The sequence below is a fragment of the Pseudomonas sp. TE21435 genome, from assembly GCF_056279265.1.
This window is the reverse complement of the sequence record NZ_JBWBQZ010000001.1, coordinates 5,033,051-5,046,325: the sequence shown is the minus strand read 5'-3', so window position 1 is coordinate 5,046,325 and position 13,275 is coordinate 5,033,051. Positions and strand designations below refer to the sequence as shown.

At 65.2% G+C, this 13,275-nt stretch carries 13 protein-coding genes and 2 pseudogenes; 6 read left to right on the top strand and 9 right to left on the bottom strand.

Translation table 11 applies throughout. The features are described 5' to 3' along the window. Positions 1 to 22: 22 nt before the first annotated feature. Positions 23 to 985: a thioredoxin-disulfide reductase gene (gene trxB, locus ACZ9C1_RS22880; protein ID WP_028689829.1), complete on the bottom strand. Its 963-nt coding sequence runs from the start codon at positions 983 to 985 to the stop codon at positions 23 to 25. A gap of 327 nt (positions 986 to 1,312) precedes the next feature. On the opposite strand from trxB, the gene cysZ reads away from it, so the two are divergent. After that, the gene (gene cysZ / locus ACZ9C1_RS22875; protein WP_111531689.1) at positions 1,313 to 2,041 is read left to right on the top strand and encodes a sulfate transporter CysZ; all 729 of its coding nucleotides are present in this window, start codon (positions 1,313 to 1,315) and stop codon (positions 2,039 to 2,041) included. 113 nt (positions 2,042 to 2,154) lie between these two features. Here cysZ and ACZ9C1_RS22870 read toward each other — a convergent pair. Together ACZ9C1_RS22870 and ACZ9C1_RS22865 are read right to left on the bottom strand one after the other, a co-directional pair. Next, positions 2,155 to 2,574 (bottom strand): annotated as a pseudogene (locus ACZ9C1_RS22870) (methyl-accepting chemotaxis protein); the annotation flags it as partial. 174 nt (positions 2,575 to 2,748) lie between these two features. Continuing rightward, positions 2,749 to 3,381: pseudogene (locus tag ACZ9C1_RS22865) on the bottom strand (PAS domain-containing protein); the annotation flags it as partial. A gap of 269 nt (positions 3,382 to 3,650) precedes the next feature. Here ACZ9C1_RS22865 and ACZ9C1_RS22860 point away from each other — a divergent pair. Next, positions 3,651 to 4,862, top strand: coding sequence for a glycosyltransferase family 4 protein (locus ACZ9C1_RS22860; protein WP_277502937.1), 1,212 nt, complete (start codon positions 3,651 to 3,653; stop codon positions 4,860 to 4,862). Here ACZ9C1_RS22860 and ACZ9C1_RS22855 read toward each other — a convergent pair. Continuing rightward, positions 4,831 to 5,934 carry an NADH:flavin oxidoreductase gene (locus tag ACZ9C1_RS22855; protein ID WP_139668673.1) on the bottom strand — a complete coding sequence of 368 codons (1,104 nt, stop codon included), beginning with the start codon at positions 5,932 to 5,934 and terminating at the stop codon, positions 4,831 to 4,833. The two genes, ACZ9C1_RS22860 and ACZ9C1_RS22855, sit on opposite strands and share 32 nt — an antisense overlap. Before the next feature lie 251 nt (positions 5,935 to 6,185). On the opposite strand from ACZ9C1_RS22855, the gene ACZ9C1_RS22850 reads away from it, so the two are divergent. Together ACZ9C1_RS22850 and ACZ9C1_RS22845 are read left to right on the top strand one after the other, a co-directional pair. Beyond that, complete coding sequence (locus ACZ9C1_RS22850) at positions 6,186 to 6,533, top strand: HPF/RaiA family ribosome-associated protein (protein WP_023630676.1); 348 nt, start codon at positions 6,186 to 6,188, stop codon at positions 6,531 to 6,533. A gap of 129 nt (positions 6,534 to 6,662) precedes the next feature. Beyond that, on the top strand, positions 6,663 to 6,962 hold the full coding sequence (locus ACZ9C1_RS22845; protein ID WP_110700611.1) for a DUF3509 domain-containing protein: 300 nt from the start codon (positions 6,663 to 6,665) through the stop codon (positions 6,960 to 6,962). A gap of 3 nt (positions 6,963 to 6,965) precedes the next feature. Here ACZ9C1_RS22845 and ACZ9C1_RS22840 read toward each other — a convergent pair whose 3' ends face one another. After that, positions 6,966 to 7,436: a phosphate-starvation-inducible protein PsiE gene (locus tag ACZ9C1_RS22840; RefSeq protein ID WP_031315617.1), complete on the bottom strand. Its 471-nt coding sequence runs from the start codon at positions 7,434 to 7,436 to the stop codon at positions 6,966 to 6,968. Positions 7,437 to 7,656: 220 nt separating this feature from the next. Between ACZ9C1_RS22840 and ACZ9C1_RS22835 the strand changes: the two genes are divergently transcribed. Next, entirely contained in the window at positions 7,657 to 7,920 is a 264-nt protein-coding gene (locus ACZ9C1_RS22835; protein WP_023631474.1) for a YebG family protein, read from the top strand. Between the two features lie 78 nt (positions 7,921 to 7,998). Here ACZ9C1_RS22835 and ACZ9C1_RS22830 read toward each other — a convergent pair whose 3' ends face one another. Beyond that, positions 7,999 to 9,018 carry a Leu/Phe/Val dehydrogenase gene (locus tag ACZ9C1_RS22830; RefSeq protein WP_139668671.1) on the bottom strand — a complete coding sequence of 340 codons (1,020 nt, stop codon included), beginning with the start codon at positions 9,016 to 9,018 and terminating at the stop codon, positions 7,999 to 8,001. 123 nt (positions 9,019 to 9,141) lie between these two features. Here ACZ9C1_RS22830 and ACZ9C1_RS22825 point away from each other — a divergent pair, with 123 nt between their 5' ends. Beyond that, positions 9,142 to 9,948 carry a SirB1 family protein gene (locus ACZ9C1_RS22825; protein WP_277502936.1) on the top strand — a complete coding sequence of 269 codons (807 nt, stop codon included), beginning with the start codon at positions 9,142 to 9,144 and terminating at the stop codon, positions 9,946 to 9,948. Here ACZ9C1_RS22825 and ACZ9C1_RS22820 read toward each other — a convergent pair. From ACZ9C1_RS22820 to fahA, 3 genes are read right to left on the bottom strand one after another with little or no spacing between them, the layout of a single operon-like run. Further along, positions 9,937 to 11,286: an MFS transporter gene (locus ACZ9C1_RS22820; RefSeq protein WP_198755207.1), complete on the bottom strand. Its 1,350-nt coding sequence runs from the start codon at positions 11,284 to 11,286 to the stop codon at positions 9,937 to 9,939. The genes ACZ9C1_RS22825 and ACZ9C1_RS22820 overlap by 12 nt on opposite strands. Positions 11,287 to 11,337: 51 nt before the next feature. Continuing rightward, complete coding sequence (gene maiA, locus ACZ9C1_RS22815) at positions 11,338 to 11,967, bottom strand: maleylacetoacetate isomerase (protein WP_139668664.1); 630 nt, start codon at positions 11,965 to 11,967, stop codon at positions 11,338 to 11,340. 13 nt (positions 11,968 to 11,980) lie between these two features. Further along, positions 11,981 to 13,273, bottom strand: a complete 1,293-nt coding sequence (gene fahA / locus ACZ9C1_RS22810; RefSeq protein ID WP_277502935.1) for a fumarylacetoacetase — start codon at positions 13,271 to 13,273, stop codon at positions 11,981 to 11,983. Positions 13,274 to 13,275: the final 2 nt, after the last annotated feature.

The following is a 13,275-nucleotide window of genomic DNA, read 5'->3' as shown; positions in this document are numbered from 1 at the left end:
AGGCAAGCCCGCAGGGGCTGGATCAGTGCGCGGCGTTGGCCAGGCCGTCCAGGTAACGCTCGACGTCCAGGGCCGCCATGCAGCCAGCGCCGGCGGAGGTGATGGCCTGGCGGTAGACGTGGTCGGCCACGTCGCCGGCGGCGAACACGCCCTCGACGTTGGTGGCGGTGGCGTTGCCTTCACGGCCGCCGTGGACCACAAGATAACCGTCCTTCAGGGTCAGCTGGCCTTCGAACAGCGAGGTGTTCGGGGTGTGGCCGATGGCGATGAACACACCGTCGACCTTGATTTCGTCGAAGCTGCCGTCGTTGTTCTTCAGGCGCGCACCGGTCACGCCCATGTTGTCACCCAGCACTTCGTCCAGGGTGGCGTTGAGCTTGAGTTCGATCTTGCCTTCGGCGACACGGGCGTGCAGCTTGTCGATCAGGATCTTCTCGGCGCGGAAGGTGTCGCGACGGTGTACCAAAGTCACCTTGCTGGCGATGTTGGCCAGGTACAGCGCCTCTTCCACGGCGGTGTTGCCGCCGCCGACGACCGCCACCGGCTTGTTGCGGTAGAAGAAGCCGTCGCAAGTGGCGCAGGCCGACACGCCCTTGCCCATGAAGGTTTCTTCCGACGGCAGGCCCAGGTAGCGAGCGCTGGCACCGGTGGCGACGATCAGCGCGTCGCAAGTGTAGGTGCCGCTGTCACCGCGCAGGGTGAACGGCTTGTTGGCCAGGTCGACGGCGTTGATGTGGTCGAAGACGATCTCGGTCTCGAAACGCTCGGCGTGCTCCTGCATGCGCTGCATCAGGGCCGGGCCGGTCAGGCCGTGGGGGTCGCCCGGCCAGTTGTCGACTTCGGTGGTGGTGGTCAGCTGGCCGCCCGCCTGCATGCCGGTGATCAGCAGCGGCTTGAGGTTGGCGCGGGCGGCATACACCGCGGCGCTGTAACCGGCAGGGCCGGAACCGAGAATGATGACGCGCGAATGACGTACTTCGGACATGTCGAACTCCTGTCGAGCGGGCCGCACGGGGCCGGCGTCTGTGCGCCGGTTGCGCCAGCTGGAATTAAAAGGGACCCACGCAGCACTTGGGGAAGGCTACAACGCGTTGGTCCAAAACCAAAAAAGTTGAGCGCACTGTAGCGAGGCCGCAGAGATTAAGGAAATATCCTTCGACAATCCACCTTATAGACAGTCTCTATCCGCAGAGGAAAACGCCAGGCATTGTGCCTGTGCTTTGTTACACGCCGTTTCCCGGAGGCGCGGCGCCTTTCGTCGGCGCGCCAAACTCGGTAAGGTCAGCGCGTTTTCCTCAAGCGGAGCACTCCGATGCAAGCCCCCGTCCTGTCCGGCCCGCAGTACCTGCGCGAAGGCCTGAAACTGGTCCTGAGCCCCAGCCTGCGCCTGTTCGTGCTGCTGCCCCTGGCGGTCAACCTGCTGCTGTTCGGCGGCCTGATCTACTTTGCCGGCCACCAGTTCAGCCTGTGGGTCGATGCGCTGATGCCCACCCTGCCCGACTGGCTGGGCTTTCTCACCTACATCCTGTGGCCGCTGTTCGTCGCCCTGGTGCTGTTGATGGTGTTCTTCACCTTCACCCTGCTGGCCAACGTCATCGCCGCGCCGTTCAACGGTTTCCTGGCGGAAAAGGTCGAAGTGGTGGTGCGCGGCCAGGACAACTTCCCGCCCTTCAGCTGGAGCGAGCTGATGGCCATGGTGCCACGTACCCTGAGCCGCGAGATGCGCAAGCTTGGCTACTTCCTGCCGCGGGCCATCGGCCTGTTCATCCTGTCGTTCATCCCGGTGGTGAACGTGATCGCCGCGCCGCTGTGGCTGGTGTTCGGTATCTGGATGATGGCCATCCAGTACATCGACTACCCGGCGGACAACAACAAGATGAGCTGGCAGGACATGCTCGCCTGGCTGCGCGCCAAGCGCTGGCAATCGATGGGCTTTGGCGGGATCACCTACCTGGCGCTGATGATTCCGGGAGTCAACGTGCTGATGATGCCGGCGGCGGTGGCCGGGGCCACGTTGTTCTGGGTGCGGGAGCGCACTTGAAAGGGCCGGGGGCGCGTTGCGCCCCTTTCGCCGGCAAGCCGGCTCCCACAGGCACAGCGCAACCCTCTGTAGCAGCCGTCTCGCCGCGGCAGCTAAGCAAGACGCTGAACGGATCAGTGGCTTAACTGGCTGGAAAACTGCCCCACTGCATCCACCACCTTCTTCGCTCCTTCCTGGATCTCGACGATCACCCCGCCGGTATCGGCGGCCAGTGCCAGGCCCTGCTCGGCCTGGCGCTTGCTGGTGTCGATGATGTCCACCGCAGCCTGGGCCAGCTGTTCATTCTGCTGCACCACCTTGGCGATTTCCTCGGTGGCGCTACTGGTGCGCGAGGCCAGTTGGCGCACTTCGTCGGCGACCACGGCGAAACCACGGCCCTGTTCGCCGGCCCGGGCGGCTTCGATGGCGGCGTTGAGCGCCAGCAGGTTGGTCTGCCCGGCGATGTCGCTGATGGTCTTGATGATCGCGCCGATCACCTTCGACTGCTTGTCCAGTGCCTGGATGCCCTCGGCGGCTTCCTGCATCGAGCCCTCCAGCCCACGCATCACCTCGACAGTCTGGGTTACCACGTCGGTGGCCTTGCGCGCGCTGTCGTCGGTTTCCAGCGAGGTGGTGTAGGCGATGTCGGCGGCCTGGGCCACGGCCAGTTCCTGGTTGACTTGGTCGGTGATCACGGTGGCGAACTTGACCACCTTGTAGAGCACGTCGTGGGCGTCGATGATCGGGTTGTACGAGGCTTCCAGCCACACCACACGGCCATGGGCATCGACGCGCTTGAAGCGCTCGGCAACGAATTCGCCGCGGCGCAGCCTGTTCCAGAACTCCTGGTAGCCCGGCGAATTGGCTTCTTCCGGCTCGCAGAACATGCGGTGCGACTTGCCGCGGATCTGTTCGAGGGTGTAGCCCATGGTCTGCAGGAAGCGGTCGTTGGCGGTCAGCACCTGGCCTTCGAGGTTGAACTCGATCACCGCGGTGGAGCGCATCAGGGCCTTGATCAGGCTCTCATGCTCACGGGACGTCTCGATGGTGCGGGTCAGGTCGCTGGAATGCAGGGAGAAGTACTTGAGGCGCCCGTCGCTGTCCTTGACCGGTTGCAGGATCGAGCGCAGCCAGGCCTCTTCACCGTTGCCACGCAGCAGGCGGAAGGCGCCGTTGAGATGCTCGCCCCGGGTGATGGCGTGTTTCATGCGCTGGTAGAAATCGAGCTTCTTCACATGGGCCGGGACGATCTCCTCGATATTGCGCCCGATGAGCTGCTCGGCGCGGTAGCCCATTTCGGCCTCGAAGTTGCCGTTGACCGACTCGATGCGCCCCTGGGGATCGAGCTGGAGCACCAGCATCTCGCTGTCGAGGCTGTTCTTGACCTGCTCGATGGACATCAGTTCTTCGCGCAGTTGCTGGATTTCTTTCTTCAGTTTGCTGTTGAACATGGCCGCTCTCCCGGAGCGTATTCCCGTAGTCGAATGCATCTGCATCGGCTGCGTCCCGTGAGTTCTTGAGTGCGTTGCAAGGAAATATTCATACGGATGAAACTGCCGGAAATCAGGCGTCATCCGCACGTCACAAAGGCGTCATATGGCCGCAACGGGGGCGGCGGACACTTTTTGTCATGAACACACCGTCCTTGCGCATCACCCTGGTCAGCGAAACCTTCCCACCCGAGATCAATGGCGTGGCCAACACCCTTGGCCGCCTCAGCGAGGGTCTGCGCCAGCGCGGGCATCAGGTCGAACTGATCCGCCCGCGACAAGCCGCCGACAGCGCAACGGGCAACGATGACGAACTGCTGCTGTGCCGTGGCTGGCCACTGCCCGGTTACCCCGGCCTGCAGTGGGGCGAAGTGTCGATGCACAAGCTATGGCGTCGTTGGCGTCGGCAGCGTCCGGACGTGCTGTACATCGCCACCGAAGGCCCCTTGGGCCTGAGCGCCCTGCGCGCCGCCCGGCGCCTGGGCGTGGCAGTAGTCAGTGGCTTTCACACCAACTTTGCGCAGTATTCGGGGCAGTATGGCCTGGGGCTGCTGTCGCGACTGCTCACCCACTACCTGCGCTGGTTCCATCGGCGTACCGCCATCACCCTGGTGCCCAGCATCAGCCAGCGCCTGGAGCTGGAACGCCGCGGCTTCGAACGCCTCGGCCTGATGGCCCGCGGTGTCGACTCCGGCCTGTTCAACCCGGCACGGCGCAGCCAGGCCCTGCGCGGGCAGTGGGGGCTGGGCGCGGATGACCTGGCCGTGCTGCACGTCGGACGCCTGGCCGCAGAGAAAAACCTGGCCTTGCTGCGCCCTTGCATGGAAGCCCTGCGCAAGGCCTACCCGCACCGGCGGCTGCGCCTGGTGATCGTCGGCGATGGCCCACTGCGCGGCCAGCTCGAACAGCAGTTGCCCGATGCGGTGTTCTGCGGTGCGCAGCGCGGCGAGGTACTGGCCGAGCACTATGCCAGCGGCGATTTATTCCTGTTCCCGAGCCTGACCGAGACCTTTGGCAACGTGGTGCTCGAGGCGCTTGCCTCGGGCCTTGCCGTGGTCGCCTACGATGAAGCCGCCGCCGCCCAGCACATCCGCCACGGCCATAGCGGTGCGTTGGCCATGCCGGGTGACCAGGCGGCATTCATCGACGCCGCTTGCTGGTTGCTGGAGGAAAGCGAAACCCTGCGCCGGGTGCGCCTCAACGCTCGCCAGCACGCCAGCCGCCAGGGCTGGCCGGCGATCATCGAACAGTTCGAGGGTTACCTGTACGGAGCCTGCCGCGAGTTGCAGAGCATCCGCGAACAGACGCCGCCCCTGGTGATCAAGCCAGGGTCGTCAGCGCCTCACGGCTGAACGGCAGCACGTCTCCCTCACGCCCCTCGCGAACCTTGCGCGCCCATTCGGCATCCACCAGCAAGGCGCGGCCCACGGCCACCAGGTCGAACTCCTGGTCCTGCAAGCGTTGCAGCAAGCCTTCGAGGCTGGCCGGCCTGGCCACCTTGTCGGTAGCGACCATGAACTGCAGGAACTCGCCATCCAGGCCGACACTGCCCACGGTGATGGTCGGCTTGCCGGTGAGCTGGCGGGTCCAGCCGGCCAGGTTCAGCTCGCTGCCCTCGAATTCTGGCTCCCAGAAGCGCCGGGTAGAGCAGTGGAAGATATCCACGCCCGCGTCGGACAAGGGCTTGAGGAACGCTGCCAGGGCCTCGGGGGTCTGCACCAGGCGTGCGTTGTAGTCCTGCTGCTTCCATTGCGAGAAGCGCAGGATGATCGGGAAATCCGCGCCCACGGCCTGGCGCACGGCCTGGATCAGTTCGATGGCGAAACGCGAGCGTCCGGCCAGGTCACCGCCGTATTCGTCGTCGCGACGGTTGCTGGCCTCCCAGAAGAACTGGTCGATCAGGTAGCCGTGGGCGCCGTGGATTTCCACACCGTCCATGCCGATGGCCTGGGCATCGCGCGCGGCCTGGGCGAAGGCGGCGATCACCTCGCGAATGTCGTCGTGGCTCATCTCCTGGACCAGTACCTGACCATCCTTCTCCTTGCCGCTCGGGCCATAGCCCGGCACCTCGGCATCCGGCTCGGTGCCCAGGCGGCGCACACTGCCCACGTGCCACAGTTGCGGCACGATGCGCCCGCCTTCGGCATGGACCGCGTCGACTACACGTTTCCAACCGGCCAGGGCATCTTCACCGTGGAAGCGCGGCACGTTGGGGTAGCCATTGGCGGCCTTGTGCCCGACCGTAGTGCCTTCGGTGATGATCAGCCCGACCCCGGCTGCGGCACGACGGCGGTAGTAATCGACCACACCGTCATGGGGCACGCCCCCGGGGCAGAGGGTACGGGTCATCGGCGCCATGACCACGCGGGTCGGCAGGTCAAGGGAGCCTAGGGTGAAAGGCTGGAACAGAGGGTTGCTGGACATGCGGCGCTCCCGACGGGTGAGGAAATGCGCCTGAGCTTAGGGGCCGCCTGGCGGATGGCCCAGCATTATTGATTGCAGTGATCGGCCGTCATCGTTGTGAGCAGAGCGAATTGCAACAGGAAATTTATTTTCAGAAAGGGCTTGAATTCATCCGACAGTTGCCTGACTTTAGAGTCAAGAGGCGCAGGAAAACCAACGCCCTCAGTGGCCTAGGCGCGCCTCTCGCGAGCAAGCTGAATAAGGATTGAATCATGCAAATCCAGGTCAACAGCAGCAACCATATCGAAGGCAACATCCGTCTCGACCAATGGGTCCGCAGTACCCTGCAAAGCAGCCTCGAACGTTACGAGGACGACCTCACCCGCATAGAAGTCCACCTGCGTGACGAAAACGGCGCCAAGCCCGGTCCCCACGACAAACGCTGCCAGATGGAGGCTCGCCCTAAAGGTCACCAGCCGATTTCCGTGACCCACACCGCCACTTCGCTGGAGCACGCCGTCGATGGCGCGGCCAGCAAGCTGAACCACGCCCTGGAGCATTTCTACGGCAAGTTGCGCAGCAAGCGCGGCGCCCTGGAACTGAGTGATCCAGACGCCTGACCGACAATGGTTCAGACAAGAATGCCCGGCCTTGCGCCGGGCGTTTTCGTTGTTCACCGATCAGCGGGCCTGAACCAACCTCGGTCGAGCCCGGTCAACTTCTGCAATCATTCACTGCAGAACCCGACCATGAACAATCCCTTCGATCAGATCAGCGCCGCCTTCGCCCCAGAGTACCGGGTCAACCTGAGCATCGAACGCCTGGACGGCAGCATCATGCTGACCCTCTCCGACGACAGCGGCGTGGTCGCCAAGCGCCTGATCAGCCAGGCCCAGCGCAACGACCCGGTGCGTCTGCAACGAGTCATCGACAGCATTCGCCTGGGCCTGGCCATCGAGCTGGGGCAAAACCCGCTGGAAGTGCTCGCAGCCCTGACCCGCCCGGCGCAGGGCGAGCGCCGCGTCCCTGTCGTCGGCCTGGCAAACTGAGGGTTATTTGCCCTCGTCCACTTCCTTGCCGCTGGCATCCAGCGCCTTGGTCGACGGGTAGCGGTACGACGCATAGCGCACCACCAGGATGGCGAAGGCCAGCAGCAGGATACCGCCGCACACGTACAGCAAGCCGACATCCGGCGCCTTGTGGTGCGAGACATCGCCGATCAGCAGGCGGGTCAGCGCGGTGATTGCCACGTAGAGCAGGAAGCGGATCGGCATGTGGTTGGTCTTGAAGTAGATCCCCACCATCGCCCCCAACTCCAGGTAGATGAACAGCAGCAGGATGTCATCCACGCTCACCCCACCCTTGCCCAGCATGTCCAGGAAGGTCACTACCGCCGCATAGGCGGTGATCGCGCCGATACCGAACAGCGCCAGGTAATGGAAGGCCTCCACACACAGGTTGCCCAGCGAGTCGGCGGAGCCGTGCAGGCCCTTGCGCAGCTTTTCTGCCCATTTGATGTTCACGATGTTCGATTCCTGATACTGAAGGTCTTGGTTGCCATGCAGTTAAAGGGCCATGGCCCCTGTCTTGGAAGGCGGTCGATTGCCGCAAGACACCTGTGGGCTACGCTGATTGTCAGTTTGCCTGGCCATCATTGCGGTTGCAGGGTGATGGCCTGACGATGTACTGTATAAAAACACAGTAATGCGCAATCCAATCAGCAAAAAGGCACAGAGGTGATGAATGGCCGTCGAAGTGGTGTACCGCAGCAGCCGCGACCCGGAGCGCTTGTTCATGGATAAGGCCGAAGCAGACCGTCACGACAAGATGCTCGAGCTGGCCGAACGCCTGGCCGAGGTACTGCACAAGGCCGTGCCTTCGATGAGCGAGCAGCAGGTAGAGGAAGCCGGCATCTACATGGCGAAGAACCGCGATGTGTTCGCCCGAGCGTTCAAGAGCCAGCCCGATGCGCTGGCGGAGCTGCTCGAAGGCGGCGCGGTGGAATGACGCCATCGCGGGGCAAGCCCGCAAGGCTCGCATCCATGGAAAATCTCGTGGGAGCGGGCTTGCCCCGCGAAATGGCTTTCAGCCGTACAACAATCTTTCCGCCAGCATCTGCGCCACCCGTGCCGGCGAACGTTTCTCCGCCTGGGCATGGGCGAACACTTCGGTCAGCCGCGAAGGTATCCGCGCCAGGTGCGCGGTAATGGTCCCCAGCCCCTCGCCCCGATGGGTCAGGGCCACATAGATCAGCCCACCGGCATTGATCACATAGTCCGGCGCATACAGGATTCCCCGGTTCTCCAGCTGGTCGGCCACCTGCAAGGTGGTCAGCTGGTTGTTCGCCGACCCCGCCACCGCCGCGCAGCGCAGTTGCATCACGCTCTGCCCGTTCAGCACCGGCCCAACGCCACACGGCGCAAAGATGTCGCACGGCGTGCTGATCAAGGCTTCATGGGCCACCGGGTGGGCATTGAGCTGCTCCACCGCCAGGCGCACCTTGCCGGCATCGAGGTCGCTGACCAGCAGCTCGGCGCCGGCCGCATGCAGTTGCTCGGCCAGCGCATAGCCAACGTTGCCCAACCCTTGCACCGCCACTCGCAATCCCTCCAGGTTGTCACTGCCCAACCTGGCCATGGAGGTGGCGCGGATGCCGGCGAACACGCCCATCGCCGCATGTGGCGATGGGTCGCCCGAGGCGGTGGTGCTGGTGACGTAGGGAGTGGCCTGGGCGATGCAGTCCATGTCGAGGGTCGAGGTGCCACTGTCCACCGCCGTGATGAAGCGGCCCTGAAGGGTGTCGACGAAGCGCCCGAACGCCTCGAACAGCGCTGCACGGTTCTCCACATGCGGGTTACGCACGATCACCGCCTTGCCGCCGCCCATCGGCAACCCGGCCAGGGCCGCCTTGTAACTCATGCCCTGGGCCAGGCGGATGGCATCGGTCATGGCGCTTTCGTCGTCGGCATAGGGCAGGTAGCGACAACCGCCCATGGCCGGACCCAGTTGTTCGCTGTGAATCGCCACCACGGCCTTCAGCCCCGTAGGCGGGTCGATGAACAAGTGCAGTGACTGCGTGCGAGTGCTTTGCATGAGCGCGAACATCGACGGGCTCCCCAGCGAGGTGCTGCTACCAGTATAAACAGGTCAAGGCAGCACACCGTGCGGGCGGACCACTGGACGAAAAGCCTCGCCAGGGCTACAAGTTAAGCGTGATGGAGAAGTCCGATGAACCCACGCCAAGCCTGCCTGGCCTGCCTGGAACGCGAGCCGGTCGCCCTGCTGGAAGCCGCGCTGTGGATTGCTGCGGAGCATGACCGCACTGTCGAGCTCTCGGCCAGCCTGGCCAGGCTGCATGAGCTGCAACGCGAAGTCAGCACCAGCCTGCCGATGCTGCCGGTCAACGAACTGGCCCAGCCCTTGCTGCGCCAGCTCAACGCACTGGGCTTTCAGCAGGACGAGTACCACCCGTTGCGCCCGCACGTGGCCTTGATGGACAAAGTGCTGCAACGTCGGCGTGGCCAACCTCTGCTGCTGGCAATCCTTGCCCTGGAGCTGGCACGGCGGCTGTCGATCCCCCTGGAAGGCGTGAACTTTCCCGGGCACTTCCTGCTGCGGGTACCCGGTGCCGACCACCTGCTCGACCCTTGTGGTGGCCGCCGCCTGTATCCCAACGACTGCCGCGAACTGCTCGCCCGCCAGTTCGGCCCACAGGTGCCACTGTCCGCCGAGCACCTGCTCAGCGCATCGCCGCGGCAGATGCTCCAGCGCCTGTCGCGCAACCTTCGCCAATTGCATATAAGCAACGACAACGACCTCGCGGCGCTGATCGATGCCGAGCGGGTCATGCAACTGGGCCCGGTGCAGGTCGGCGACTACCTGGCCCGGGCCACGCTGTACCAGCACCTGGACTGTCCCCAGGCAGAGCGCTTCGACCTGGAGCACGCCCTGCTGCTGACCGACGACCCGGTGCAGCGCCTGAAACTCACGGAACGCCTCGGCCAGTTGCCCAACGGCAAACGTTCAATCCATTAATGCCTCGCCCTTGACCGTCGCCTCGCGCGGCTGCGGTGCGCGTACCCGGCTGATGAGCAGCGCGCCGAGCAGCGCTGGCACGGCGCAGAAGAAGAAGATCTGCTCCACTGGCATGTGCAACGTCAGCAGCAGACTGCCGAGCAACGGTCCGAGGATCGAGCCGAAGCGCCCGACACCCAGGGCCCAGCCGGTGCCGGTGGCGCGCACCTGGGCCGGGTAGAAGTTGCTGACGAAGGCATTGAGCGTCAACTGCCCGCCAATGATGCAGAACCCGGCGGCGAACACACTGGGCACCAGCCAGCGCGGATCGTCATGGTTAAGGCCAACCAGCACGCTGAACAGCGCCGCGCCCAGCAGCACGCCGGCCAGCAGGTGAGCCTTGTTGGCCATGCGGTCGGCGCACCAGGCCAGGCACACCGCCCCGAAGGTGCCGGCAAACAGGAACAGCGAAGTCACCAGGTTGGCCTGGTTCAGCGCCAGCCCGCTTTCCTGCAGCAGCGACGGCAGCCAGCTGATCATGAAGTACAACAGGATCAGGCTGACAAAGAAGGTGCTCCACAGCAGCAGCGTGGGCCGGGCGAACCCCTCGCGAAACAACGCCACCACGGTGAGCTTGCTGTCGGCCGACGCATCGGCCGCGACCTGGGCCGCCGGCACCTGCCAGCCCGGCAGCAGGCGGGCGGTCACCCGTTGCAACCGCGCATAGGGAGGGGCGTCGCGCAGCAGGCGCGGCAGCGATTCAGGCAGGAACAGCGCCAGGAACGGGAACAACAGCAGCGGCGCCACGCCACCGGCAAGAAACACCGCCTGCCAACCATGGTGATCGATGAAACCTGCAGCTACGAAGCCACCCGCCGCGCCCCCCAGGGAGAAGCCGCAAGCTGCCAGAGTCACCATCAGGGTACGCAGCCGCGGTGGTGCATAATCGGCCATCAGCGCCATGGCGCTGGGCATCGCGCCGCCCATGCCGATACCGCAGAGAAAGCGCGCCAGCATCAGGCTGTCGAGGGAAGTGGCGAACACCATCAGCAGCGTCAGGCTGGCGTACAGCAGCACGCAGCACAGCAGCACCCGCCGCACGCCGAAGCGGTCGGCCAGTGGCGTCACCGCCAGCGAACCGACCGTCAGCCCCAGCAGGTTGGCGCTGAACACCGGCCCGAAAGCTGCCTTTTCCAGGCCCCAGTCCTGGGCCAGCGCGGGGATCACATAGCCCAGCACCTGGGCGTCATAACCATCGGTGACCAACAGCAGGATCAACAGCAGCAGCAAGCGCCACTGGTAGGGTGACACCGGGCGCGCGTCGAGCGCCGCGCGAAAGCTGGCTATCTGGTTGTGCATCGCAAGGTACCTGTCTTTTGTTGTTATGAGTGCAGGTGCGGGCTGGGTGGGTCAGTTGGGCGTGTCGGGCTGCCTCGACGGGTGAGCCTTGTGGAAGGCCGGGTGCTGTTCGGCGAGGGCCGCCACCCGGCAAATACGCGGGTAGCCACTGAGGTCGATGTTGAAGCGCTCGGCCGCGTACAACTGCGGGATCAGGTAGACATCGGCCAGGCCCGGCGTCGCACCGAAGCAGAAGCCATCGTCGCCGATCAACTGCTCGATCGCCGCCAGCCCCTGGCCGATCCAGTGGCCGATCCACTGGTTGACCTGTGCCTCGTCGTGCCCCAACTGACGCAGCTGGTTGAGCACGCTGACGTTGTGCAGCGGGTGGACATCACAGCCGATAATCGCCGCCACGCCACGCACCTTGGCCCGGGCCTCGGCTGCGGTCGGCAGTAGCGCCGGCTGCGGGTGCGCCTCTTCGAGGTATTCGATGATCGCCGGCGACTGCACCAGCAACTCGCCATCGTCAGTACGCAGGGCCGGCACCCGCCCCTGCGGATTGAGCGCCAGGTAGTCCGCGCCGCGCTGCTCGCCCTTGAGCAGGTTCACCGGCAGGGCCTGGTAGGCCAGGCCCTTGAGCGCCAGGGCGATGCGCACCCGATACGACGAGGTGGAGCGGTAGTAGGTGAACAGTTCCATCGCCCTGCCCTCCTCAGTTGGCCGCGACGATGGTGCCACGGCATTCGCCGAAGCCGATGCTGGCTACGCCATCGCGCACGCAACGGGCGCGCAGGATGATCTCGTCGCCGTCCTCGAGGAACTTGCGCACTTCGCCGCTGGCCAGTTCCACCGGCTGCTTGCCGCCTTCGGTGATCTCCAGCAGGCTGCCGAACGAGCCTGGCGCCGCGCCCGACAGGGTGCCCGAGCCGAACAGGTCGCCCGGTTGCAGCTGGCAGCCGTTGACGCTGTGGTGGGCAACCATCTGTGCCACGGTCCAGTACATGCTGCGGGTGCTGCTCAACGTGAGGCGATGCGCCGGCAGGTTCTGCTCGCGCATGCGTTCGGTCAGCAGCAGCACTTCCAGTTCGATGTCGAAGGCGCCGGCGGCCTGGTCGCGCTTGTCCAGCAGGTACGACAGCGGCTGCGGGTCACCCTCCGGACGGGCCGGCTGGGCGCAACGGAACGGCTCCAGGGCCTCGGCAGTGACCACCCATGGCGACACCGTGGTGATGAAGCTCTTGGACAGGAACGGGCCCAGCGGCTGGTACTCCCAGGCCTGGATATCGCGCGCCGACCAGTCGTTGAGCAGGCAGAAGCCGGCCACGTGCTCGGCGGCGTCGCCGATCGGGATCGGCTGGCCCATGTCGTTGCCCTGGCCAATCCAGATGCCCAGTTCCAGCTCGTAGTCCAGGCGCGCGCAAGGGCCGAAGCTCGGCTCGGTCTGGCCCGCCAGCAGGGTCTGGCCCTTGGGGCGGCGCACGCCGGTGCCGGACGGCCGGATGGTCGAGGCGCGGCCGTGGTAGCCGATCGGCACGTGCTTGTAGTTGGGCAGCAGCGGATTGTCCGGGCGGAACAGCTTGCCGACGTTCTTGGCGTGCTCGATGCCGACGTAGAAGTCGGTGTAGTCACCGATCTTCGCCGGCAGGTGCAACTGGCATTCGCCGGCCGGGTACAGCGCGGCCTTCAGGGCCGCCTGGTGCTCGCTGCCCTCGCCCAGCAGCGCCAGCAGGCGCTGGCGCAGGGCAACACGGGCCTCGCGGCCAAGGGCGAAGAAGGCATTCAGCGCGCCGCCCACTGTCGCTTCGACGGCGGCCTTGGCCACCCCCTCGAACAACCCGGCGGCCAGCACGGCCTCGAGGTCGAGGATCGCGTCGCCGATGGCCACGCCGCAACGTGGCGTCTGCCCTGGGCGGCTGAAGATGCCCAGGGGCAGGTTCTGCAACGGGAAGTCGCGGTGCCCGTTGGCGTGCTCGACCCAGCTACGGGCAATGGCGGTGTGGTTCATCG

Coding starts and splice junctions, on each gene's coding strand:
- trxB (WP_028689829.1), bottom strand. CDS start 985: ATGTCCGAAGTACGTCATTCGCGCGTCATCATTCTCGGTTCCGGCCCT.
- cysZ (WP_111531689.1), top strand. CDS start 1,313: ATGCAAGCCCCCGTCCTGTCCGGCCCGCAGTACCTGCGCGAAGGCCTG.
- ACZ9C1_RS22860 (WP_277502937.1), top strand. CDS start 3,651: ATGAACACACCGTCCTTGCGCATCACCCTGGTCAGCGAAACCTTCCCA.
- ACZ9C1_RS22855 (WP_139668673.1), bottom strand. CDS start 5,934: ATGTCCAGCAACCCTCTGTTCCAGCCTTTCACCCTAGGCTCCCTTGAC.
- ACZ9C1_RS22850 (WP_023630676.1), top strand. CDS start 6,186: ATGCAAATCCAGGTCAACAGCAGCAACCATATCGAAGGCAACATCCGT.
- ACZ9C1_RS22845 (WP_110700611.1), top strand. CDS start 6,663: ATGAACAATCCCTTCGATCAGATCAGCGCCGCCTTCGCCCCAGAGTAC.
- ACZ9C1_RS22835 (WP_023631474.1), top strand. CDS start 7,657: ATGGCCGTCGAAGTGGTGTACCGCAGCAGCCGCGACCCGGAGCGCTTG.
- ACZ9C1_RS22830 (WP_139668671.1), bottom strand. CDS start 9,018: ATGTTCGCGCTCATGCAAAGCACTCGCACGCAGTCACTGCACTTGTTC.
- ACZ9C1_RS22825 (WP_277502936.1), top strand. CDS start 9,142: ATGAACCCACGCCAAGCCTGCCTGGCCTGCCTGGAACGCGAGCCGGTC.
- ACZ9C1_RS22820 (WP_198755207.1), bottom strand. CDS start 11,286: ATGCACAACCAGATAGCCAGCTTTCGCGCGGCGCTCGACGCGCGCCCG.
- maiA (WP_139668664.1), bottom strand. CDS start 11,967: ATGGAACTGTTCACCTACTACCGCTCCACCTCGTCGTATCGGGTGCGC.
- fahA (WP_277502935.1), bottom strand. CDS start 13,273: ATGAACCACACCGCCATTGCCCGTAGCTGGGTCGAGCACGCCAACGGG.